This is a genomic window from Streptomyces sp. NPDC093018, assembly GCF_040684035.1.
GTDB classification, from domain to species: Bacteria; Actinomycetota; Actinomycetes; order Streptomycetales; family Streptomycetaceae; genus Streptomyces; species Streptomyces murinus.
This window is the reverse complement of sequence record NZ_JBFBFF010000007.1, coordinates 95,804-118,280: the sequence shown is the minus strand read 5'-3', so window position 1 is coordinate 118,280 and position 22,477 is coordinate 95,804. Positions and strand designations below refer to the sequence as shown.

The 22,477-nt window shown below is 72.8% G+C and carries 17 protein-coding genes; 6 read left to right on the top strand and 11 right to left on the bottom strand.

Annotated elements, in window-relative coordinates; genetic code table 11:
- Positions 1–106: 106 nt before the first annotated feature.
- The 3 genes from AB0N90_RS18085 to AB0N90_RS18075 all read right to left on the bottom strand — a co-directional run bounded on the left by AB0N90_RS18085 (position 107) and on the right by AB0N90_RS18075 (position 4,115).
- On the bottom strand, positions 107–946 hold the full coding sequence (locus tag AB0N90_RS18085) for an inositol monophosphatase family protein (RefSeq protein ID WP_365197596.1): 840 nt from the start codon (positions 944–946) through the stop codon (positions 107–109).
- Between the two features lie 41 nt (positions 947–987).
- Entirely contained in the window at positions 988–2,769 is a 1,782-nt protein-coding gene (locus AB0N90_RS18080) for an RICIN domain-containing protein (RefSeq protein WP_365197594.1), read from the bottom strand.
- Positions 2,770–2,942: 173 nt separating this feature from the next.
- Complete coding sequence (locus AB0N90_RS18075; protein ID WP_365197591.1) at positions 2,943–4,115, bottom strand: FAD-dependent monooxygenase; 1,173 nt, start codon at positions 4,113–4,115, stop codon at positions 2,943–2,945.
- 220 nt (positions 4,116–4,335) lie between these two features.
- Here AB0N90_RS18075 and AB0N90_RS18070 point away from each other — a divergent pair, with 220 nt between their 5' ends.
- The gene (locus AB0N90_RS18070; RefSeq protein ID WP_365197588.1) at positions 4,336–5,346 is read left to right on the top strand and encodes a Ppx/GppA family phosphatase; all 1,011 of its coding nucleotides are present in this window, start codon (positions 4,336–4,338) and stop codon (positions 5,344–5,346) included.
- A 66-nt stretch (positions 5,347–5,412) separates the two neighbouring features.
- Here the strand turns inward: AB0N90_RS18070 and AB0N90_RS18065 are convergent, their stop codons facing one another.
- Positions 5,413–6,510: a GNAT family N-acetyltransferase gene (locus tag AB0N90_RS18065; protein WP_365197585.1), complete on the bottom strand. Its 1,098-nt coding sequence runs from the start codon at positions 6,508–6,510 to the stop codon at positions 5,413–5,415.
- Positions 6,511–6,721: 211 nt separating this feature from the next.
- Between AB0N90_RS18065 and AB0N90_RS18060 the strand changes: the two genes are divergently transcribed.
- From AB0N90_RS18060 to AB0N90_RS18045, 4 genes are all read left to right on the top strand, one after another.
- Positions 6,722–7,138, top strand: a complete 417-nt coding sequence (locus tag AB0N90_RS18060) for a PaaI family thioesterase (protein ID WP_361681759.1) — start codon at positions 6,722–6,724, stop codon at positions 7,136–7,138.
- 258 nt (positions 7,139–7,396) lie between these two features.
- Positions 7,397–10,033 carry a TIM-barrel domain-containing protein gene (locus AB0N90_RS18055; RefSeq protein WP_365197581.1) on the top strand — a complete coding sequence of 879 codons (2,637 nt, stop codon included), beginning with the start codon at positions 7,397–7,399 and terminating at the stop codon, positions 10,031–10,033.
- Between the two features lie 128 nt (positions 10,034–10,161).
- Positions 10,162–11,376, top strand: coding sequence for a carbohydrate-binding protein (locus AB0N90_RS18050; protein ID WP_365197578.1), 1,215 nt, complete (start codon positions 10,162–10,164; stop codon positions 11,374–11,376).
- A gap of 192 nt (positions 11,377–11,568) precedes the next feature.
- Positions 11,569–12,060: a hypothetical protein gene (locus tag AB0N90_RS18045; RefSeq protein WP_365197576.1), complete on the top strand. Its 492-nt coding sequence runs from the start codon at positions 11,569–11,571 to the stop codon at positions 12,058–12,060.
- Between the two features lie 51 nt (positions 12,061–12,111).
- On the opposite strand, the gene AB0N90_RS18040 is transcribed toward AB0N90_RS18045, so the two are convergent.
- The 4 genes from AB0N90_RS18040 to AB0N90_RS18025 all read right to left on the bottom strand — a co-directional run bounded on the left by AB0N90_RS18040 (position 12,112) and on the right by AB0N90_RS18025 (position 18,653).
- Positions 12,112–15,486 carry a pyruvate carboxylase gene (locus AB0N90_RS18040; protein ID WP_365197574.1) on the bottom strand — a complete coding sequence of 1,125 codons (3,375 nt, stop codon included), beginning with the start codon at positions 15,484–15,486 and terminating at the stop codon, positions 12,112–12,114.
- Positions 15,487–15,687: 201 nt separating this feature from the next.
- Positions 15,688–16,587 carry a hypothetical protein gene (locus AB0N90_RS18035; protein WP_365197571.1) on the bottom strand — a complete coding sequence of 300 codons (900 nt, stop codon included), beginning with the start codon at positions 16,585–16,587 and terminating at the stop codon, positions 15,688–15,690.
- A gap of 307 nt (positions 16,588–16,894) precedes the next feature.
- Positions 16,895–18,001, bottom strand: a complete 1,107-nt coding sequence (locus AB0N90_RS18030) for an MFS transporter (protein ID WP_365198054.1) — start codon at positions 17,999–18,001, stop codon at positions 16,895–16,897.
- 310 nt (positions 18,002–18,311) lie between these two features.
- Positions 18,312–18,653 carry a DUF6343 family protein gene (locus AB0N90_RS18025; protein ID WP_361681743.1) on the bottom strand — a complete coding sequence of 114 codons (342 nt, stop codon included), beginning with the start codon at positions 18,651–18,653 and terminating at the stop codon, positions 18,312–18,314.
- 266 nt (positions 18,654–18,919) lie between these two features.
- Here AB0N90_RS18025 and AB0N90_RS18020 point away from each other — a divergent pair, with 266 nt between their 5' ends.
- Complete coding sequence (locus AB0N90_RS18020; RefSeq protein WP_365197569.1) at positions 18,920–20,107, top strand: PP2C family protein-serine/threonine phosphatase; 1,188 nt, start codon at positions 18,920–18,922, stop codon at positions 20,105–20,107.
- A gap of 61 nt (positions 20,108–20,168) precedes the next feature.
- Here the strand turns inward: AB0N90_RS18020 and AB0N90_RS18015 are convergent, their stop codons facing one another.
- The 3 genes from AB0N90_RS18015 to AB0N90_RS18005 all read right to left on the bottom strand — a co-directional run bounded on the left by AB0N90_RS18015 (position 20,169) and on the right by AB0N90_RS18005 (position 22,248).
- On the bottom strand, positions 20,169–20,669 hold the full coding sequence (locus AB0N90_RS18015; protein ID WP_365197566.1) for a hypothetical protein: 501 nt from the start codon (positions 20,667–20,669) through the stop codon (positions 20,169–20,171).
- A 181-nt stretch (positions 20,670–20,850) separates the two neighbouring features.
- Positions 20,851–21,309, bottom strand: a complete 459-nt coding sequence (locus AB0N90_RS18010; protein ID WP_365197564.1) for an SRPBCC domain-containing protein — start codon at positions 21,307–21,309, stop codon at positions 20,851–20,853.
- A 63-nt stretch (positions 21,310–21,372) separates the two neighbouring features.
- A complete protein-coding gene (locus AB0N90_RS18005; RefSeq protein ID WP_365197562.1) occupies positions 21,373–22,248 on the bottom strand; it encodes a helix-turn-helix transcriptional regulator in 876 nt (291 codons plus the stop codon).
- Between the last annotated feature and the right edge of the window lie 229 nt (positions 22,249–22,477).

Below are 22,477 nucleotides of genomic sequence, written 5' to 3'. Positions count from 1 at the left end.
TCGATCGCTCACTACTTAGTTCACGTTTTGATTTAAGTGGCGGGACGGATGCCGCACAAGCCTTCGGAAGCCGAACGTTTCCGTGCGTTCGGCCAGGGGCGCCGCGTCAAGTCCCTTTTTGCGCCTGCCGCCGGACCATCGCGAGGAGTGCGGCGTGGGTGCCGGGGTCGGCGGCGGCGATCAGGCCGCCCCGGCCGGTGTGCACGGGCTCGCCGTACAGGCCGGTGACCGTGCACCCGGCGGCCTGGCACAGGGCGATACCGGCGGCGAAGTGCACACTGTCGGCGAGATGGCCGTCGGTGACGTAGGCGGCGCGGCGCCCGGCGGCGACCCAGGCGACGGCGAGGGTGCTGGAGATCACCCGGGGCCGGAACCGTTCGGTGAAGCCGGGGTCGGCGAGCAGCGAAGGGGCCCGGAATCCGGGGGCGTTGGGGAAGGGCGGGTCGAGATTGACGTCCACCAGCGCGGAGGCGGCGCAGGGCATCAGCTTCTCCTCACCGTCACTGTCGCCGTCACTGTCGCCGCCGCCGGTGCTCAGCCGGGCCCGGGTGCCGTCGGTCCAGAAGACCTCTCCGGTGAACGGGTCGGCGGTGGCCGCCGCGGTGGTCCGGCCGTCCAGCCGCAGGGCGACGTTGACACCGACGAGCCTGGTCCGCACCGCGTAGTTGAGGGTGCCGCACAGGGGGTCGACCAGCCAGTGGCGCCGGGCCCCGGCGGCGCCGCCGGGGCCGCTCTCCTCGCCGGTGACGGCGTCGTCCGGGCGGCCGGTGCGCAGCACGTCCAGGATCGCCCGCTCGGCGGCGAGGTCCGCCTCGGTGGCGAAGTCGCCGGCCCCTTTCTCGTGGCGGGCGAGCCGGCCACCGTACAGGTCGCGTACGACGGCGGCGCCCGCCCGGACCGCGGACACGGCCAGGCGGGCGTCGGATTCCCCGTTGGTGATCGTCATCCGCGCAGCTTACGCACAACTCGCCGCATGAACAGAGGAGTTCAGTCCCGTACCGGGGTGAGGGTGAGGGTCTGCTCGGCGGCGGTGCGGCCGCGGCCGACGGCGCTGTGGGTGGTGTCCGTCCAGGTGCGCACCGGGACGGTCTCCGCGCCGCGGCCGGGGTCGGCGGACAGTCCGAGGACCAGGCCGCTGAAGCGGTTGACGAGGTGGAAGGTGCCGGCCGGGGAGGCGTCCGGGATCAGGAACCACTGCTGTCCGACGGCCGGGCTCTTGCCGCGCCGCGGGGTGGCGGTCGGCACGGTGCCCCAGGCGCGGTCCCGGGTCCTGGTGGAGTCGACGCCGAGCAGGGCGCCGGTGGCGGAGTTGGTCACGGTGTAGGCGCCGTCGCCGGTGGGCCGGAAGGTCCAGGTGGCGCGGGCCGCGGGGGTGGGCCGGACCGCGGTGGTGGTGGCGGCGCCGGGGTTCTGGGCGAGGACGCGGCCGGTGCCCGCGGCGATCCGGTAGCGGTGCCCGGTGGCCACGGGCGGGGCCGCGCGAGTGGCGGAGTCGAGGGTGACGTCGACGTACTCGCCGTCGGCGCCGTGCGCGCAGCCGAAGGAGCAGTACGAGCGGAAGGTCCGGCCCACGATCGAGGAGCTGGTGCGGTTGGCGCCGTCGAGGAACCAGCGGTACCAGGAGGCGTTCGTGTAGCCGCCGGTGTCGCCGATCAGGCGCCATTTCTGGGTGGCGAGGTCGTCGGTGGCGTAGAGGTACTGCGGCGCGTTCCCGCTCTGGTCGACGGCCTGCGGTTCGCCGATGTACAGCCCGAGGTGGGCGTCGTAGGCGATGTTCATCACGAACAGCGGGGAGGTCGGGGGCGTCTTGCCGGCCGCGATCTGCTCGGCCGTGGTGCCGGTGTTCGCCGGGTCGTACTCGGCGGCGGCGGGGGTGTGCCCGGTGGGGTGGTCGGCGTCGACGGGGACGATGTTGCTCTCCTTGCCGCCGGTGCCGGGCTGGGACCAGGCGCCGTCGTACCACTTGCGCCAGGAGCCGGGGGCCATCTTGTCAGCGATCGGGGCGCGGGCGACGTGTTCGTAGAAGGCCTTCCAGCCGCCCTTCTTGTCCACGATCCGGGAGCCGTAGTAGACGTAGAAGTAGCCGGAGGCGGTGTCCACGAACAGGCGCTGGTCGCCGTCGCCGTAGTCGTACGTCTGGTTCGGGAAGGCGGCCGTGTCCCCGCGCACGGTGCTGAACGGGGACGTGATGACATGGTCCTCGATGGTCCAGGTGCGGCCCCGGTCGGTGGAGACGGCGTAGTCGATGGCGTCGAAGTGCAGCCCGTCGCCGAAGGGTTGGGGCGTGAACTCGTTGTGGATGAGGCCGTACCAGTCGCCGGTGTCGGGGTCGACCCACACGCCGGACAGGTCGCAGTAGTTCTTCTGGGAGTAGCCCGATCCGGCCGGGGGGTCGCTCGCCTCGCGGCCGGTGGGGCTGTTGTCGCACCGCGCGGTGGTGTCGTCGTTGCGGTCGGCGGGGTCGGCCGGGTTCACCGCGGTGCTCAGCGCGCTGTCGAAGGCGGCGGTGTCGAAGTCGGTGCCGGTGTAGAAGTCCCAGCTGCGGGGGTCGTTCGTGCCGTACAGGGCGGCGGACTGCTGGTAGTGGAAGGTGCCGTCCCGGTCGAGGAAGGGGCTCGCGGGGGTGTCCGTGGGGTACGGGAAGGGCACCGGGCTGCCCACGGTGACGGTGTAGGCGGGGGCGGCGGACGCCGGGGACGCGGTGGCGGCGCCCAGGACGAGGGCGGCGGCCGCGGCCATGGCGCCGCCCGCTCTGCTCAACAGTCGCACGGATGCTCCTCGTTGCCGAAGGTGATGCCGGAGGTGATGCCGGAGGTGATGCCGAAAGCTGATGCCGGAGTTGATGCCAAGGTCCGGTCCCACGGAACGATCAACCCCCGGCGCTGCCCCGGCAATGGACTCCCGTGCGCCGCCTCTTGCACTTTCGCGCGCGATCCGCCCGGTCAGGCCTCCTCGGACAGCGGTGTGTCCCAGGCCAGTTGGCGGATCAGTTCGTCGTCCCGGTGGTCGGGGCGGTGGTTCGGGTCGGCGGGGCGGGCGGGGGCGTGGGTGCCGCGGGAGATGCCGCCGCTGACGGTGATGTTGTGCTCCACGCGCGGGCGCCGGTGCCGCTCGTACGCCGCGAACGCCCGTGCGGCGTCCGGCAGATCACGCAGCGCCTTGGCGAGGACGACCGCGTCCTCCAGCGCCGTGGAGGCGCCCTGCCCGGTCGCCGGGGAGGCCGCGTGGGCCGCGTCGCCGATGAGCAGCACCCTGCCGGTGTGCCAGCGGGCGCCGAGCGGCATCTCGGTGGCGTTGGTGACCATGACGGGGCCCGGACAGCCCGCGACGAGCGCGGCGGCGGGTGTGGCGTCCGCGCGCAGCAGGGGCAGCAGTTCCTCGCGCGGTACGGCGCTGCGCGCGCCCGGCCCCCGTTCGGGCAGCGGGTCGCCGCCGACGCGGGCGAACCAGTACGTCTCCCCCGTCGGCGCCTCGGCGTACCCGAAGGCGCTCTCGCTGCCGCGCACCATGGTGATGACGCCGCTGCCACCGGTGCCCGGGGCGCCGGGGGTACGGCCGTAGAAGACGCGTTGTCCCGCGTAGCGGGGCCGGATGCCGGGGCTGAGGGCGCGGCGGACGGCGGAGCTCAGGCCGTCGGCGCCGATGAGCAGGTCGCCGGTGGCGGTGGTGCCGTCCGCGAAGCGCGCGGTGACGCCGTACGGCCCGTCGGTCACCGAGGTCAGCCGGGCGCCGTGGGTGAGGCGGATGCCGCACGCCGAGACCTCCTGCTGGAGCGCGGAGTTCAGCTCGCCGCGGCGCAGGCACCGGTAGCGCAGATCGGGTTCGGCGACCTCGCCGAGCGGAACATGGGCCAGTTCGGCGCCCTCCGCGTCCAGCAGGCGCAGCGAAGTCAGCGGAAAACCGATGGCTTTCACGGCCCGGGTGGCGTCCAGTTGGGCGAGGGCGCGCATGCCGGTGCTCGCCAGGGTGAGGAAGGCGCCGACGTCCTGGTCCGCGCCGGAGTGCGCCTCGTACACGCGCACGTCGAAGCCCGCGCGGCGCAGGCCCAGTGCGGCGGCGCTGCCCGCGATGCCGCCGCCGATCACCAGGACCCTGGTCGCTGCCGTACCGGTCATGTGCCGCTCCCCATACCGACAGTGGTGACGACCATCCAAGTACAGCGGCGGACCGGGGGCGCCGGGTGGGGCCGGGATCCGGACAGGGGCGGGCACCTCGGCCGTCGCGCGCCGGTGGGTGCCGGGTGTGCCCCGGGCGCCGCCCGCCGGGGCGTGGTGTGCGCGCGACCGCCCCTCGGACGCAGGCGTTTCGGCCGACGGAGTGGGTACGGACCCGGCCATGCGTGTGAGTCTGGTGGACGCGGGATCGAACACGGTGCGACTGGTGATCGCGGATGTGGAGGGGGGTGTTCCGCTGCCGGTGCACACCGTCAAATGGAAGCTCCGCCTGTCCGAACAGGTCGGCCCGGACGGCACCATCGCCGAGGAGGCGGTGGAGCGGCTGGTGGCGGCGGTGGCCGAGGCGGGCGACACGGCGCTGCGGTGGAAGGCCGCGGGCCCGCTGGCGTTCGCCACCGCCGTGGTGCGGGGCGCGCCGAACCGCGCGGAGGTGCTGGAGCGGGTGGTGGCCGGGACCGGGATCCGGATGTGCACCCTGCCGGGTGAGACCGAGGCCGAGCTGACGTTCCTCGCGGCCCGCCGCTGGCTCGGCTGGAACGCGGGCCCGCTGGCGCTGCTCGACATCGGCGGGGGCTCGCTGGAGGTGGCCTTCGGGCGGGGCCGGCTGCCCGACTTCGCGGCCTCGCTGCCGCTGGGTGCGAACCGGCTGACCCGGGAGTACCTGGACGTCCAGGACCCGCCCGGGGCGGGCGAGTTGAAGGAGCTGCGCCGCCGGATCCGGCACGAGCTGCGGGATGTGGCGGCGCGGATACGGTGGGAGTCGCCGCGCACCGCCGCGGTCAGTTCCCGTACGTTCCAGCAGCTGGCCCGGCTGTGCGGGGCCGCGCCGGGCCGGTTCGGGCCGTTCGAGCCGCGCGCGCTGCGGCGCGGTGACCTGCGTGCGGCGGCGCACACCCTGGCCACCCTGCCCGCCGCCGAGCGCGCCCAGTTACCCGGCATCTCCGCGCCGCGTGCCGCGCAGAGCCTGGCCGGTGCCGTCGTCGGGCACACGGCGCTGAAGCTGATGGGTCTGCGCCGGGCCGTGGTCTGCCCGTGGGCGATCCGTGAGGGCATCCTGCTGCGCTACATCGAGGACGGCGCCGACTGGTGGACGCGGACCACGGGGGCCGGTCTCCCGGTGGCGCCGTCCTCGGCGGTGTCGCTGCGGAGCGTCGTGGGGCCTTCCGCGTAGCGCGCGACGGCCTTCTGACGCGGGCGTGCCCGCGGGGGCCCCGGCCTGTTGCGCGCCCTCGCTCCCTCACGGGCCGGCGGGGCCCTGTCCTCGGGTGCGCAGGGTGCCCGCCGTCCGCAGCAGCCGGTCGGCGGGTTCCCGCAGCCGGGGGTGGGCCAGTACGGTGTTGCGCAGGCCGCGCGCGGGCCCGCGCCACAGGCGGTGGGCGAGCGCCACCGGGTGCGGCCGGGTCAAGAAGCCTTCCCCGACCCGTAGTTCGCGGGTCTTCAGCCAGTCCTTGTACTCCTTGTCGCCGCGTCCGAGGTCCACCATGGCGACCCCGTGCCGGGCGGCGGCCTCGGCGGTCCGCAGATGCATCATCAACCCCGGTGAGTAGCGGTGCAGTTCGGGGTCGTACGCGGTGAACCAGGCCGCGAGCACCGTGCTCGACCGGGGCCCGAAGTGGGCGGCGACCGGGCGGTCCCCGGCGTAGAGCACGGACAGCACTCCGGTGCAGTGCGGTGCGCGCAGACGGGACAGTTCCTCGACCAGGGCGACGATCCAGGGCCTGGCGAACCGGTCCATGCGGCCGGTCCTGCGGTACTGCGCGGACTTCCAGCGCATGAGGGTGCGCAGCACCTCGGGGTCGCGCTCGTCGAACTCGAAACGCACCTCGCCGATGTCCCGGCCGAGGCGGCGCTCCTTCTTCAGGGTCGTCTTCGCCTGCCCGGGGTAGGTGCCGCGCAGCCAGGCGGCGTAGTCGCCGTCGCCGGGCCGCACATCGATGACGGGTGAGGCGAAGGTGGCGCTGACGTACGGCTCGAACGGCCCCTGTCCGCCGACGAGATGGTCGAACTCGAAGCTGCTCAGCTCGCAGGCCCGCAGCAACTCGCCCGTGTCCCAGGCGGTTTTGGGCCGGTGCACCAGGGCCTGGCAGTCGGAGAGTCCGAGTCCGATCGCCCGGCCGATGCCGAACGGCCCCCGCTCGTACGGCAGGAAGCCGACATCGCGGCCGTCCTCGCGCAGCACCGCCACCCGGGCCCCGCGGCGGTGCCGGCCGACGGCGCGGGCGAACTCGGGGGCGAGGAACGGGTTGGCGAACGCGGGCGAGGAGTCCATCGCCTCGTGCCAGGCCCGGTGTTGGCCGGGCGTCAGCTCGCCGGTTCCGTGGACGGTGATCTCCACTCGGCTCCCCCGCCTTCCCGCCGCACTGTGGGCGCCCGGTCCCCCGCCGTGCGCCGCTGCTCAAAACTGGCGAAACAGACGGACCCTGTCAAGGGCGCGCAGGGCGGCACGGGGGCGGCCGTTCCCTCGTGAACTCCCCGTTCCGCCGCGGGGGACGGCTCCGGCTGGCAGACTTCCCGATCATTCTGGCCCCCATGAAAGGCGGTACGTCATGACGTCCCACTTCGAGCCCGCCGAGCTGCTGGCCACCATGCCGTTCGCGGCCGGTCTCGGCATCGAGCTGCGGGAGGCCACCGCCGAGCGCACCGTGGGCTCGCTCGCCTGGTCGCCCGAGGTGTGCACGGCCGGTGGCGCGCTGCACGGCGGGGCGCTGATGGCGCTGGCGGACAGCGTGGGCGCGGTGTGTGCCTACCTCAACCTGCCCGAGGGGGCGGCCGGCACCTCCACGGTCGAGTCCAAGACCAACTTTTTGCGGGCGCTCACCTCGGGCCATGTCCACGCCACGGCCCGGCCGTTGCATCTCGGCGGCACCCTCATCGTGGTGCAGACGGAGCTGCGCGACGACCGGGACCGGCTGGTCGGGCAGACCACGCAGACGCAGATCGTGCTGCGCGGGCAGGCCGGCTGAGACACCGCGGCCGACGGGCCGGACCGCGCCGGAGGGCGGGGTCCGGCCCTTTGCCATGCCTGCCGGAGGACGGGGCCCGGCCCCCTTCCACCCGCGCCCGCGCCACCCCGGAAGGTGTCCCGGATCCGCCCGCGGTATTGACATGAACCTGTGCTTCCTTCGAGTCTTCGTGCGTGAAGTTGCTTGATATAGCGCATCTTCAAGCACTTCCACGCACGCTCATGTACTCCGCACCGACGCGAGGGGAGCTGTTCCGCCGTGCGAAGACTCCGACACCGGGTGCCCTGGCCGGCCTGGGTGCCGCTGGGGCTGGTGACCGCCCTGGCCGGCACCGCGCTGGTCGTCCCGGCGCCCGCCGCGGCCGCCGCCACCGGCGCCGTACTGGACCCCGCCCACAGCAGTGTCAGCTGGCAGAGCCCCGTCTATCCCAAGGGCACCGTCGGCGACCCGAAGGACTGCCCCGCCCCCGGCGCCGACCCCGGCAACCAGGTCTGCGACCGCTTCGACCTGTCCGTCTCGGTGCCGGCCGGCTACTGGGACGACAACCCCGAGGGCGGCGTCCCGCTGGCCGTCACGTGGGAGCACCCCACCGACGACTTCGACCTGTACGTGTACGACGAGCACGGCACCCAGGTCGCCTCCAGCGCGGGCACCGCCGACCCCGAGGCCACCGTGATCCCGCGGGCCTCGGGGACGTACCACGTGGTGGTCGTGCCCTACGACGTGCACGACAACTCCTTCACCGGCACGGCGTATCTGCCCGCGACCGAGGACGCCGGTGATCTGACGTCCTTCTCGGGCGGCGACGGCAGCTACACGATCCGGGCCGGACAGCTCGCGGCGCGCGCCGATTTCCTGACCGGTGGCCAGCTCCGGCTCCAGGCCGACCCGTCGGGTTCGCTGAGCGATCCTGCCGGTACCGAGATCGTGCGCAAGCAGCCGGCCGCGGACCGGCACACCTCGTCCTTCGACGCGGGCGACTACTACGGCATCCGCGCGCCGGGCGCCGTGCTGCGCGTGTACAAGAAGCCGCTGCGGTTCGGGCTGTACAAGGCGGACAACCGCACCCGGATCTGGCAGGAGGACAAGCCGCTGCGCTGGTCCACCGGCGGGATGCGGCAGAGCCTGGACCGAGGCGCCGACGAGCAGTTCTTCGGCGGCGGCGAGCAGAACGGCAGCTTCTCGCACCGCGGGCAGACGATGTACGTGTCCAACAGCTTCGACTGGGACGAGGGCGGCTACAACAACTCCCAGCCGTTCTACCTCTCCAGCGCGGGCTACGGCGTCTTCCGCAACACCTTCGCGCCGGGCGTGTACACCTTCAACTCGCCGGTGACCACCGGGCAGCAGGAACGGCGCCTGGACGCCTACTACTTCCTCGGTGACGCCAAGCAAGTGATCGGCAAGTACACGAAGTTGGTGGGCAAGCCGTTCATGCCGCCGGTCTACGGCCTGGAGCCCGGCGACTCCGACTGCTATCTGCACAACGCCAACCGGGGCGAGCGGCACACCCTGGACGCGCTGAAGGTCGCCGACGGCTACACCCAGCACCAGATGCCGCTGGGCTGGATGCTGGTCAACGACGGCTACGGCTGCGGCTACGAGGACCTCCAGCAGACCGCCAAGGGTCTCCAGGACCACAACGCCCAGCTCGGTCTGTGGACGCAGGACGGCATCGACAAGCTGGCCGAGCAGGTCAAGGCGGGCCAGCGGGTGGCCAAGCTGGACGTGGCCTGGGTGGGCAACGGCTACCAGTTCGCCCTGGACGCCTGCGACGCCGCGAAGAAGGGCATCGAGGACAACAGCGACGCCCGCGGCTTCGTGTGGCTGCCCGTCTCCTGGGCGGGCGCCCAGCGCTGCGGGGTGCTGTGGAGCGGCGACCAGCAGCTGTCCTGGGACTACATCCGCTGGCAGATCCCGACGTATGCCGGGGCGACGATGTCCGGCATCGCCTACAACACGGGCGACGTGGGCAGCATCTACCGCCACGACCCCAAGATGTACGCCCGTGACCTCCAGTGGAAGGCGTTCCTGCCGGCCATCATGACCATGGACGGCTGGGCCACCGACCTGACCACCAAGAAGCCCGCGGACCAGCAGCCGTGGCTGGACGGCGAGCCGTACACCTCCATCAACCGCAAGTACCTCCAGCTGAAGGAGCGGCTGCTGCCGTACATGTACACCCTCTCCGCCGACGCGGCGAAGAGCGGTGTGGGCGCGGTGCGTCCGCTGTGGCTCCAGTACCCGGACGACCCGGGCACCCTGGGCGCGAACGCCAAGTACGAGTTCCTGTCCGGCCCCGACTTCCTGGTCGCGCCGGTCTACCAGGACTCCGACACCCGCGACGGCATCTATCTGCCCAAGGGCACCTGGACCGACTACTGGACCGGCCGCACCTACCACGGCCCGACCACGCTCAACGGCTACCACGCGCCGCTGGACACGCTCCCGCTGTTCGTGCGCGAGGGCGCGATCGTGCCCATGTGGCCGAAGGGCACGACGAGTTGGCAGACCCGGGACCGGCACGAGCTGGACTGGGACCTGTATCCGTCGGCCCACGGCACCAGTCACTACACGCTGTACGAGGACGACGGCGTGACCCGTGACTTCGCCAAGGGCGCGGCCGCCGCCCAGCGGGTCTCCCTGCACCGGGACGCGCACCAGACGACCGTGTCGGTCGGCGCGAGCAAGGGCGAGTACCGGGGCAAGGTGGCCGCCCGGACGTACCGGTTCACCGTGCACGGCGGCTCCGCGCCCGCGCGGGTGCTGCTGGACGGGCGTCAACTGCCCCGCTCCGCCTGGTCGTTCGACCCGGCCACCCACGTCACGACGATCACCACGGCGAGCCTGCCGCTGGACCGGGGCTTCGGTCTGCGATTGGTCGACAACAGGTAAAGGGATCGTATGGTCTAGTCCAAAGAGCAGGTTGGTCTAGGCCAACTTATTGACGTGGCCGCAACAGCTCCCGGAGGGTGGGGGCTCCTCCCCCACCCGGGTCTCTCCCCACCCTCTGGAGGCACGCAGTGAGACGTCTTCACGCCTGTCTGAGCGCGGCGGCAGCCGTCGTGCTCGCCGCCGCGGGCACCACCGCCCTGGTCGCGGCCAACGCCTCGGGCGCCACTCCCCAGGACGCCCTGAGCAACCGCTGGTACGCGGCAGCTCCCTATCTGATGCCGCTGGACAACGACCCGCCCGACGCGTCCGCCATCATGGACGCCACCGGTCTCAAGGCGTTCCAGCTGGCCTTCGTGCTCGCCCCCAACGGGGGCGGCTGCTCGCCCACTTGGGGCGGTACGGCACCGGTCTCCTCGGACACGGCCGTGCAGTCGACCATCAACACCATCCGCGCCAAGGGCGGCGACGTGTCCGTCTCCATCGGCGGTTACGGCGGCACCAAGCTCGGCCAGGCCTGCGCGGACGCGGCGTCGACGGCTGCGGCGTACCAGCAGGTGATCACCAAGTACGGCCTGCACGCCATCGACTTCGACCTGGAGGAGCCGGAGTACGAGAACACCGCGGCCATCAAGAACGAGATCGGCGCGGCCAAGATCCTCCAGCAGAACAACCCCGGTCTGTACGTCTCCGTGACGACGGCCGGCACGGCGGACGGCACCGGCTGGTTCGGCAAGCAGATGCTCCTGGAGGCGAAGTCGCAGGGGTTCACCCCGAACAACTTCTCCATCATGCCCTTCGACGGCGGCTTCAACGGGGCGGCGAGCCAGACCAGCGCGCTGACCAACTTCAACTCGATCCTCCAGTCCACCTTCGGCTGGGACGAGGCCACCGCCTACGCCCACGAGGGCTTCTCCGGCATGAACGGCCGCAGCGACACCGGCGAGATCTTCACCCAGGCCGACTTCCAGACCGTGCTGGACTACGCGACCAGCCACCACATGGACCGCTTCACCTTCTGGTCGATAAACCGCGACCGCCAGTGCAGCCCGTCCGACAACGGGGGCCGTACGTCCGGGACTTGTTCGAGCGTGGCGCAGAGCGACTGGGACTTCGCGAAGTACTCGGTGAAGTTCGCGGGCGTCACCCCGCCGACCGGCACGCCCACCCCCACCCCGACGCCGACCCCGACCTCGTGCAAGCCCGCGTGGAACTCGTCCACCGCGTACACGGGCGGCACCGAGGTGTCGTACGAGCAGCACAACTGGAAGGCCAAGTGGTGGACCCAGAACGAGGTGCCCGGCGCCTCCACCTGGGGTCCCTGGCAGGACGAGGGCGCCTGCTGATCCCGCGCCCGCCCGGTGGGCGGGGGCGCGTTCGGTGTTCGCCGCACCGGACGCGCCCCCGGCCATACGCGTGTCCCGGAACCGGTCCTTCCGGGTGACACACGGTGCGACCTGCGCGACTGGTGGAATACGCCAAGTGGCCGTAGCGTCGAGGTGACCTGCTCGGACACGGCACGAACGGTGGGAGCGGCCATGCGCGGATCAGTGGTGGGAACGGCGGTGACCCTGGCGGCAGCGGCTCTGCTGACGGCAGGGGCGACAACGGCTTCGGCCAGTCCGCCGACCACGACCGCGTCGCCCACCGCGACGGCGCGGTCCGGGGCCGGGGACCGGGTGCTGGTGGACTGCTTCTCCCACCGCAATGTGCGCCCCACGGACTTCATCCTGGCCTGCGGTGACGGCAACAGCCGGCTCAAGGGGCTGCACTGGACCTCCTGGAGCTCCGGCGGCGCCACCGGCACGGGCACGAACTGGGTGAACGACTGCAAGCCGTACTGCGCGGCCGGCACCTTCCACCCCTACCCGGTGGTCATCCGGCTCAGCGGCGGCACGCAGTGGAAGAAGCATCCGTCCTTCGAACGCTTCACCCAGCTGACCCTGACCTACAGCGGCGCACGGCCGCAGGGCTTCCAGCATGTGATGTCGTACCCGCTCTGGGACGGCCCCACGGCGCCACAGGGCTGAGCACGCAGGAGCGGCCGAGTCCCGCGAGGACTCGGCCGCTTTCCCGCGGGTTCAGCCGATCTCGACCAGCAGGTCGCCGCCCTCCACCTGCTGGATCCGGTTGATGGTCAGCCGGGACACCCGGCCCGCCTTCGGCGCCGTGATCGCGGCCTCCATCTTCATCGCCTCGATGGTGGCGACGGTGACACCGGCCGCCACCTCGTCGCCCTCGGCCACGGAGAGCGTCACCACACCGGCGAACGGCGCGGCCACATGGTTCGGGTTCGAACGGTCGGCCTTCTCCGTCACCGGCACGTCCGAGGCGGCCGCCCGGTCACGCACCTGGATGGGCCGCAGCTGGCCGTTGAGCGTGGACATCACCGTACGCATACCGCGCTCGTCGGCCTCGCCGATCGCCTGGAGCTCGATCAGCAGCCGCACCCCGGGCTCCAGATCGACGGCGTACTCCTTGCCCGGGCGCAGACCGTAGAAGAACGCCTTGCTGTCCAGGACGCTGGTGTCCCCGTACGACTGCCGGTGGCCCTCGAACTCCCTGGTGGGCGCCGGGAACAGCAGCCGGTTCAGGGTCGCCCTGCGGTCCTTGGCCAGCCCCTCGCGGTCCTCGGCGGACAGCTCGGCCACCGGCTTGGCCGCGGCACGGCCCTGGAGCGCCTTGGTGCGGAAGGGCTCCGGCCAGCCGCCGGGCGGGGTGCCCAGCTCCCCGCGCAGGAAGCCGATCACCGAGTCCGGGATGTCGAACCGGTCGGGGGTCTGTTCGAAGTCCGTCGGGGAGACCCCGGCGCCCACCAGGTGCAGGGCGAGGTCGCCGACCACCTTGGAGGACGGGGTGACCTTGACCAGGCGGCCGAGGATCCGGTCGGCGGCGGCGTACATCGCCTCGATGTCCTCGAAGCGGTCGCCGAGGCCGAGCGCGACGGCCTGGGTGCGCAGGTTGGACAGCTGGCCGCCGGGGATCTCATGGAGGTAGACACGCCCGGTCGGCGCGGCCAGGCCCGCCTCGAAGGGGGCGTAGATCCGGCGCACGCCCTCCCAGTACGGCTCCAGGTCGCCGACCGCCTGGAGGTCGAGCCCGGTGGGCCGCTCGGAATGGTCGGTGGCGGCCACGATCGCGGACAGCGACGGCTGGGAGGTCGTCCCGGCCATCGAGGCGACCGCGCCGTCCACCGCGTCCGCGCCCGCCTGGATCGCGGCGAGGTAGGTGGCGAGCTGGCCGCCCGCGGTGTCGTGGGTGTGCAGATGCACGGGCAGGTCGAACTCGCGGCGCAGCGCCGAGACCAGCGTGGCCGCGGCCGGGGCGCGCAGCAGTCCGGCCATGTCCTTGATCGCGAGGACATGGGCGCCCGCGGCCACGATCTGCTCGGCGAGCCGCAGATAGTAGTCGAGGGTGTAGAGCCGCTCGCCGGGGTCGCTCAGGTCGCCGGTGTAGCACAGGGCGACCTCGGCGACGGCCGTGCCGGTCTCGCGCACGGCCTCGATGGCGGGGCGCATCTGGCCGACGTCGTTGAGGGCGTCGAAGATGCGGAAGATGTCGATGCCGGTGGCGGCGGCCTCCTGCACGAAGGCGTCGGTGACCTCCGTCGGGTACGGCGTGTAGCCGACGGTGTTGCGGCCGCGCAGCAGCATCTGGAGGCAGATGTTGGGCACGGCCTCGCGCAGCGCGGCCAGCCGCTCCCAGGGGTCCTCGGCGAGGAAGCGCAGGGCGACGTCGTAGGTGGCACCGCCCCAGCACTCCAGGGACAGCAGCTCGGGCAGGGTGCGGGCGACGACCGGGGCGACGGCGAGCAGGTCCTTGGTGCGCACCCGGGTGGCGAGCAGCGACTGGTGGGCGTCGCGGAAGGTGGTGTCGGTGACCCCGATCGTCGGCGACTCGCGCAGCCGGCGGGCGAAGCCCTCGGGGCCGAGTTCCACGAGGAGTTGGCGCGATCCGGCGGGCGGCTCGGCGGCGGTGGGCACCGGCAGCTTGGTCAACGGGTCGAACAGGTCGGGCCGTTCGCCGTGCGGCTTGTTCACCGTGACATCGGCGAGGAAGGTGAGCAGCTTGGTGCCGCGGTCCGCGGAGGAGCGGGCGGTGAGCAGATGCGGGCGCTCCTCGATGAACGAGGTGGTGATCCGCCCGGCCTGGAAGTCCGGGTCGTCAAGGACGGCCTGGAGGAAGGGGATGTTGGTGGACACACCGCGGATGCGGAACTCGGCGACGGCACGCCGGGCGCGGCCGATGGCGGCCTTGAAGTCCCGGCCCCGGCAGGTGAGTTTCACCAGCATCGAGTCGAAGTGGGCGCTGATCTCCGTACCGGCGTGGGTGGTTCCGCCGTCCAGCCGGATGCCGGAGCCGCCCGGCGAGCGGTAGGCGCTGATCCTGCCGGTGTCCGGGCGGAAGCCGTTGGCGGGGTCCTCGGTGGTGATACGGCACTGGAGCGCGGCCCCGTGCAGGGTGATGGTCTCCTGGGCGAGGCCGAGGTCGGCGAGGGTCTCACCGGCGGCGATCCGCAGCTGCGCCTGGACCAGGTCGACGTCCGTGACCTCCTCGGTGACGGTGTGCTCGACCTGGATGCGCGGGTTCATCTCGATGAAGACGTGGTTGCCGTCCCTGTCGAGCAGGAACTCCACGGTGCCCGCGTTGCGGTAGCCGATCTCGCGGGCGAAGCGCACGGCGTCGGCGCAGATACGCTCCCGGAGCGCCGGGTCGAGGTTCGGGGCGGGCGCCAGCTCGATGACCTTCTGGTGGCGGCGCTGGAGCGAGCAGTCGCGCTCGAAGAGGTGGACGACATTGCCCTCGCCGTCGGCGAGGATCTGCACCTCGATGTGGCGCGGGTCGACGACGGCCTTCTCCAGGAACACGGTCGGGTCGCCGAACGCGGACGCCGCCTCCCGGGAGGCGGCCTCGATGGACTCGCGCAGCTGGGCGGGGTCCGTGACCCGGCGCATACCGCGGCCGCCGCCGCCCGCGACCGCCTTCACGAACACCGGGAAGCCGATGTCCTCGGCGGCCCGCACCAGTTCGTCCACGTCGGTGGAGGGCTGCGAGGAGCCGAGCACCGGCACCCCGGCGGCACGGGCGGCGGCGACCGCGCGGGCCTTGTTGCCGGTCAGCTCCAGCGTGGCCGTGCCGGGGCCGACGAAGGTGATGCCCGCCTCCTCGCAGGCGCGGGCCAGCTCCGGGTTCTCGGACAGGAAGCCGTAACCGGGGTAGACGGCGTCCGCCCCGGCCCGGCGGGCGGCGGACACGATCTCCTCGACGGAGAGGTAGGCGCGCACCGGGTGCCCCGGCTCCCCGATCTCATAGGCCTCGTCGGCCTTGAGCCGGTGGAGCGAGTTGCGGTCCTCGTGCGGGAACACGGCGACGGTGCGCGCGCCGAGTTCGTAGCCCGCCCGGAACGCGCGGATCGCGATCTCTCCGCGGTTGGCGACCAGCACCTTACGGAACATCCTGGAATCCCTTCAGCTGCCTGGCGGCGACGAACGTCATGGTGATTGAGACACGCCCTGCCCTGCCATTTCCCGCGCAACCCTAGGGGCTGCCCGTGCGGGGCCGTATGCGAAAACCATCACACCGACCGTGTGGGCGGCGCCACAGCTGTGCGCGGCGGTTCGGGGCGGGATTCCGGCCGGGGTGCGGAGGCGTCTCGGTCAGCGTTCGAGGGAGGTCATCGGGGTGCGGCCGGCGGTGGGGTGGGGAGATGCGGGGGCGGGAACGGTGGCGGAGGCGGAGGCGGTCATGGGGAGGACCGGGGACGCCTTGGGGGCCGTAGGGGCCGTAGGGGCCGTAGGGGCCGTAGGGGATGGTCCGGGGGTGCGGGTGGGGAGGAGGGAGCGGCCGAGGGCGCGCAGTTGGGACCGGCGGCCGTGCAGGAGGCCGAGGACGACGGCCGAGCCCACGGCGATCAGATGCTCGCGGCCGGCGAGATTGGGGACGGCGATCGACTCCCACACCATGGAGCCGCCGGTGAGGGTGAAGACCACCGGCGCGCGTCTGACGACCGAGAGGTAGGTGAACAGGCCGACGACCGCGGCCGAGGGCCCGGTGTCCAGGACCTGTCCGCAGGCGGCCGGAAGGCCCAGGCCCGACCAGCCGGGCCCGATCGCGATCATCAGCCGGGCGACGAGGGTGCCGGCCAGCGTGGTGGCATAGGCGATCGCGAGGGTCCGGGAGCGGCCGAGGGTGAGTTCGGCGAGCGCGAAGGCCAGGAACAGCTGGGTGATGCCGGCCCAGACCGGCAGGTCGAGCGCCGGGACGTACAGCGACACCGGGGTGCGCAGCAGGGACAGCCACAGCGGCAGGTCGGCCTTGACGCCGCCGAGCCGGGTGACCCACACCGCGCCGGTGGGGTGCTGGGCGATGTCGTGGAAGAAGATGACGCCGAACGCGGCGACGAAGGCCAGCAGCAGCCCGGACAGTCCGCGCCGGGCGAGCTGCCGTACCGGGTCGACCACGATGGCGTGCCATTCGCCGCGCAGGGTGCGCCCGGTGAACCGGGCGAGGCGGGCCGCCGCCGGGCGGAGCCGGTCGAGATGTCTTTCCGCGGTCATGAGACGGAGCAGCCCGTCACCTTCGGCTTCTGCGTCTTCTTCGTCTTCGACGCACCTGTCATGCACATCGCCCCCTTCGGCCCGCGTCCGGTGATCGACCGTACGAGGCTTTTCCCGGTACCCGCTCGTTTCAGGCATCACCGACCGGATGCCGGCGGATTTCCCCCGGGCCGTGTGGTCGCACGGCCCGGGGGACAGTTCAGCGATCCGCGCGACGGTCGTCAAGATCTTTAACGGGTGGGAAGCCCCACAGGCGGACGGAAGGGAAAACTGGGGAGGGAAGGCAACCTCTGCCCCTGCGGCCACGTCATCCGACTCGGATGCTTTCAGCGAGCAGGACCACGCAGGCCCCGGTGGTCAGCAGGCCGCCGGCGAGGAAGGCGCCGCGCACGTCCGCGAGCGGCAGGATCAGTGCCCCGAGGGCGGCGCCCGCGGCGATACCGGCGTTGTACGCGCCGGAGTTGGCGGCGAGGGCGATGTCCGTACGGCCGGGCGCGCAGCTCAGCATCTCGTGCTGGGCCGCCATGAACACCGGCCCGAGCGCGCCGCCCATCAGGGCGAGGAAGACCACCGCCGGCACCGGGTGCGCGCCGCTCGCACCGAGGCCGAGCATGCCGATCGCCTGGACGGCCACGGCGGAGCTCAGCGCGGCGCGCGGGAAGCGGTCCAGGAGCGCGCCGGTGACGCCCACCCCGGCCAGGCACGCGGTGCCGAACGCCACGAGCAGGAGGTCGACGGCGCCCGGCGGGAACCCGCTCACCGCGCCGAGGAACCGCACAAGGTACGTGTATCCCGTGAACGCCCCGGTGGCGGACAGGGCCCCGGCCGTGAGCACGGTCGCGAAGCGGCGGGCGTCGGGGGCGGTGCCGTAGGCGGCGGGCTCGGCCTCGGGGGGCGAGGTGGGGAGCAGCGCCGCGATCGTCACCAGCGAGACCAGGCCCAGGGCGGCGAGCGCGCCCATGGGCATCCGCCAGTCGGTGCGCCCGCCCAGCCAGGTGCCGATGGGCACGCCGAGCACGAGGGCGAGCGAACCGGCGACGGACAGCGCCCCGATCACCCGCCCGCGCACCTCGGGCGCGAACAGGCCCACCGCGACCGGGCCCATCACCGCCCAGAACAGCGCCTGCGCGAGCGCGGTCAGCAGCCGGGCCGCGAGCAGCGGCCCGTAGGAGCGGGCGGACGCGGCGAGCAGGCTGGAGAGCACGAGCGCGGCCAGCAGTCCGGTGAGCACATGGCGCCGGGGCACCGCCCGGGTGCCGTGGGCGAGGGGCAGCGAGGCGAGGGCGACCGTCACGCCGTAACCGGTGACCAGGAGACCGACCGCGGACGGGGACACCCGAAGGCTCCGGGAGATCGCGTCCAGGAGGCCGACCGGCAGGTTCTCCGCCGTGTTGAAGGTGAAGGCGGACAGCATCAGGGCGCCGAGCACGGCCGGGCCGCGCCGGGAGCCCGATCGCCGGGCTCCGGCCCGTTCCGCTCGCCCGGTGCCGTCCGCCTTGGTGCCCATGGCTCCAGCTCACCGAGTGCGCCGGGCCCACCGCAACGTATTTCCGGCTCGTACGAACACCGGCCCCGCCGTGCGCGGGGAGGCTTCCGGACCTCGTGAACACGGCGGGGCAGGCGGTACGTGAGCAGACTGCCTCCGGAATCCGGGATTCAGTAGCGTGCGTATGGCATATTCACGCCCTGCTTCCGGCCAAAGCCGCGCAAAGCGATCCGATGGATCAGCCGAGGGCGTCGTCGGTCGGGTCGCCCTCGCGTCGTCTGCGGGCCGTCACCCGTACCAGGTCCAGTGCGGCGGCCAGGGCGAGGACTCCGCACACCACCGCGAGGACGGTCAGGGGGCCGCTGCCGGGGCTGTCGCCGGGGCCCTGGTGCGCGGACCAGAGGGCGAAGCCCACGGTGGCGGCGGTGAAGACGGGCAGGAAGAGGGCGGACAGGATCAGGCGCAGCCGCAGATCGCTGCGGGCGGTGGCCGGTTCGGTGCCGCTGGGCGTGCGGCGGGGAGCGCGGGAGTGGGCGCGGTGTGCCGGTGGGGGCGTTCGTCCGTGCTGGTCATCGGCCATGACAGCCTCCTTGCGGCCGCGGGCGGCGCCGGGTGCGGGCGTCCGCTTCGCCCCGGGCGGGCACCGAGGGCCGTACGGGTACCCGGGAGCGCCGGGGGCGACACGGCGGTGGGGTGACGGGCGGCCCGTAGGGGCTCGGGGCGACCCGTAAGGGAGCCCGTAGGGGCTTGAGGTGGCCCGTAAGGGAGGGACGGCCCCTGACAGCCATGGGGGTCGTACCGAGGCGCAAGTGGCCGCCCGTCGCGGCCGGGAGCACGCTGGTAGGCATGAGATTTCCGGTCGGGTCGGCGGGTGAGCGGCGCTTCTGGCAGTCGCCGCACGCGTTGCTGTTGCTGCCGATCACGCTCATCGTGGTGATCACGGTGGTGGACGTGCAGGCCCCGGAGAGCATCCACCTCGGGCCCGCCCTGGTGATCGCGCCCGCGCTGACCCCGTCCTTCGCCGGCCCCCGGACCACCGCGGCCGTCGGCGCGCTGGCCACGCTCGCGCAGATCGTCATCGGCATCGCGCACGGCGGGATCGGCACCTCGAACCACATCGTGCAGATCATCACCCTCGCGGTGCTCTCGGTGCTGGTGGTCCTCTACAGCGCCCTGCGCGAGCGGCGCCAGGCCCAGCTGGCCCAGGTCCGCACGGTCGCCGAGGCCGCGCAGCACGTGCTGATGTGGCCGCTGCCCGAGCAGATCGGCCCGCTGCGGATCGCCTCCCTGTACCTGGCCGCGGAGGACGAGGCCCAGATCGGCGGCGACCTCTACGCGGCGACCGTGTGCGACAACGCCGTACGGGTCCTCATCGGGGACGTCCGCGGCAAGGGCCTGCCCGCCATCGGGGAGGCCGCGCTGCTGCTCAGCGCGTTCCGGGAGAGCGCCCACCGCCATCACACGCTGGCGGACCTGGTCGACACGCTGGAGCAGAGCGTCTCCCGGTACACGGCGGATCTGGAGCCGGAGGACGAGGCGGGCGAGCGGTTCGCGACCGCGCTGCTGGTGGAGATCCCGGACCGGGACCAGATCACCCGGATGACCAGCTGCGGGCATCCGCCGCCGCTGCTGCTGAGTCCCGGGCACGTGGTCACGATGCCGAGCCTGCACCCCTCGCCGCCGCTCGGTGTGCAGGGGCTGCCGGCGGCCGTGGAGCACACCCTGGACGTCTTCTCCTTCGAGCCCGGCGACACCCTGCTGCTCTACACCGACGGCGTGGTGGAGGCGCGGGACGCCCGGGGCCGGTTCTATCCGCTGGCGGAGCGGGTGGCGCGGTGGACGGACGACAGCCCCGAGGCGCTGCTGCACCACATCCGGCGCGATCTGCTCGCCCATGCCGGGGGCCGACTCGGCGACGACGCCGCGCTGATCGCACTGCACCGCACCCCCGTCGACCGGCACCGCCACCACGGCCATGGGCGCGGGCACGGCCGGGCGGCCGCACGGCAGGACACGGCGGGCGCCGAACCCTAGCCCCCGCCGGCGCCGGAGCGGGGGCGAAGGCGGGGCGGCCGTGCGAGGCGTGCCGTCGGGGTCAGCCGGCCGGCCGGAGGTCGGTGATCTTCAGGGTGTGCAGGTCGGACTGGACGTCGATCCGGGTGACCTCGGCGTGCGGGCCGTCGCTCCAGGTCAGTGTCACCCGGCTGGTGGCGTGCCCGGCGCCCGAACCGGTGTAGGCCACCTGCCAGCGCACCGGCACGTTCTGGGCGAAGAGGATGCCGTCGGCGTGCTCCTTGGTCTCGTAGGCGGCGACCTTCTTCTGGGCGGCCGAGGACAGGTAGAAGGCGCGCAGGGCCTTGGCGTCGGCGCCCGCGGCCTTGTCGTCGGTGGCCCAGACGGCGTCGATGTAGGCGCCGTAGAAGTCGGCGACGTGCTGGGTGGCGTTGCGCGCGTCGCCCTGGGCGACGGCGGCGGCGCGCGCGGCGGCCGGTCGGGCGGTGGCGGGTCGGGCGAGGGCGGGTGTCACCGCGGCCAGGCTGAGGCCGGCGGCGAGGGCGAGGGCGGTGAACAGGGTCGTACGGCTGCGGACGGACATGTGTCTCGTTCCCCCGGTTTCGTGACGGACGGGCTGATCCCGGCCGCTGACGGCTGGTAAGACCACGTTTCGGCAAGGGTGGTTCCGGTGGTTTCCGGATGATTCCGGGCATGCGGCAAGGCGGAAAAGGTTGCGTCGATTTCCGGCCTCGGGGCGTGCCGATCCGGTCATGTATCCGGTTCTACCGTTCCTCCAGCAGCCGGGCGAGCCGGTCGAGGGCCATGCGGGTGCCCTGCTCGTTGTCCGCGCGCGAAACGGCGTCGGGAACGCCCTCGTGCAGGATCTCCACGTCCGTGCCGCCATCGGCCGGGGCGAGCGTCGTCGTCATGGTCATGGTGGCGCCGAGGGCGTCGTCGTCCGTCTCGAAGGCCAGCACCTCCACGACCAGGGAGTCCGGGACGAGCCGGGCGAAGCGGCCGCGGTAGGTGTCGGTGCGGCCGCCCGACTTGCCGGTGCCGCCGCCCTGGTCGTAGGTGAGGGAGATGCGGAAGGCGCCGCCCTCCCGCGGCTCGAAGGTGTGCACCCGGGCCGTCATCCCGTCGGGGACCCGCCAGAGCGCGACCGCGGCGGGGTCGGTCAGGGCCCGGTAGACGGCCGAGGGGGCCGCGTGCACATGACGGGTGACTCGGGTGACGTACACGGGAGGCACGGTACCGGGCACACGCCGGGCACGTCGCACCCTTCTCCTGTCCCTGCCGCTCCCCTACCACTGCCTGCGGATCGCGCCGAGCAGGGACTCGGTCCGCGTCGCGGGCGCCGCCTGGGCGGCGAGGCGGTCCAGGGCCTCGCGGTACGGCTCGACGTGCTCGGGCCTGTCGAGGTGGGCGGCCCCGAGCAGGCCGTCGACGTAGACGATGTCGGGCAGTTCGCGGGCCCGGAACCGGAAGAGGTGGTAGGCGGCCGCGGGCATCGCGGGATGCGGGCCGTGTGCGAACGGCATGAGCTGCACGGTCACATGGGGCAGCCGGCCGGCCTCGGCCAGATGGTCGATCTGCGCGCGCATCACCCCGGGCCCGCCGACGGTCCGGCGCAGCACGGCCTCCTCCAACACCACCCACACCCGCGGGGGTTCGGCCCCGGCCAGGAGCCGCTGCCGCCGCATCCGCAGGGCGACCCGGCGTTCGGTGGCCTCCGCGGACGCGCCCGGGTGGGTGGCGCGCAGCAGGGCGCGGGCGTAGTCCTCGGTCTGCAACAGGCCGGGCACGCAACTGTTCTCGTAGCCGCGGATGCGGTCGGCGGCCTGCTCCAGACTGAGGTAGGCGGCGCACCAGTCGGGCATGACATCGCGGTAACCGTGCCACCAGCCCCGCTTGTTGGCCTCGCGCACCGAACGCAGGAACGTGTCGATCTCCTGCGGGTCGGTCAGGCCGTAGACCTGGAGCAGTTTCTCGGCGTCCGTGAGGCGCAGCCGGGCCACCTTGGCGGCCTCCATGCGGCGGATCGTGGAGTGACTGACCCCGATGGCGGCGCCCGCCTCGGCATAGCCGAGCCCGGCCCGGATCCGCAGCCGCTCCAGCCGCCGCCCGAGGATCATGCGCAGCACGGAAGGGGCGCCGCCCCAGTCGGTCTCCGTGGACATCCGCACCCCCGGGAGCAGGCAGCAGGGTCGCCCTCGTACACCGTCGCGGCGGGCCCGCCACGCGTGGGTGTGCCCGTCCCAGGCAGCATGCACACGGCTGACTGCCATTTTCAACTCGCAGGTTGCGAGCCGTTGTTGGCAGGTGGGAAAGTGGGGCGACTGCTCCGGCCGACCGAGGAGCAGGCGGCGTGGCCGGTCGGGGGACCGGGCCGCGGCACGGCCTCGTGCG

What these genes read in the sequence shown, in the direction of transcription:
- AB0N90_RS18085 (WP_365197596.1), bottom strand. Translation starts at nt 946, where the DNA reads ATGACGATCACCAACGGGGAATCCGACGCCCGCCTGGCCGTGTCCGCG.
- AB0N90_RS18075 (WP_365197591.1), bottom strand. Translation starts at nt 4,115, where the DNA reads ATGACCGGTACGGCAGCGACCAGGGTCCTGGTGATCGGCGGCGGCATC.
- AB0N90_RS18070 (WP_365197588.1), top strand. Translation starts at nt 4,336, where the DNA reads ATGCGTGTGAGTCTGGTGGACGCGGGATCGAACACGGTGCGACTGGTG.
- AB0N90_RS18060 (WP_361681759.1), top strand. Translation starts at nt 6,722, where the DNA reads ATGACGTCCCACTTCGAGCCCGCCGAGCTGCTGGCCACCATGCCGTTC.
- AB0N90_RS18045 (WP_365197576.1), top strand. Translation starts at nt 11,569, where the DNA reads ATGCGCGGATCAGTGGTGGGAACGGCGGTGACCCTGGCGGCAGCGGCT.
- AB0N90_RS18040 (WP_365197574.1), bottom strand. Translation starts at nt 15,486, where the DNA reads ATGTTCCGTAAGGTGCTGGTCGCCAACCGCGGAGAGATCGCGATCCGC.
- AB0N90_RS18035 (WP_365197571.1), bottom strand. Translation starts at nt 16,587, where the DNA reads ATGACCGCGGAAAGACATCTCGACCGGCTCCGCCCGGCGGCGGCCCGC.
- AB0N90_RS18030 (WP_365198054.1), bottom strand. Translation starts at nt 18,001, where the DNA reads ATGCTGTCCGCCTTCACCTTCAACACGGCGGAGAACCTGCCGGTCGGC.
- AB0N90_RS18025 (WP_361681743.1), bottom strand. Translation starts at nt 18,653, where the DNA reads ATGGCCGATGACCAGCACGGACGAACGCCCCCACCGGCACACCGCGCC.
- AB0N90_RS18020 (WP_365197569.1), top strand. Translation starts at nt 18,920, where the DNA reads ATGAGATTTCCGGTCGGGTCGGCGGGTGAGCGGCGCTTCTGGCAGTCG.
- AB0N90_RS18015 (WP_365197566.1), bottom strand. Translation starts at nt 20,669, where the DNA reads ATGTCCGTCCGCAGCCGTACGACCCTGTTCACCGCCCTCGCCCTCGCC.
- AB0N90_RS18005 (WP_365197562.1), bottom strand. Translation starts at nt 22,248, where the DNA reads ATGTCCACGGAGACCGACTGGGGCGGCGCCCCTTCCGTGCTGCGCATG.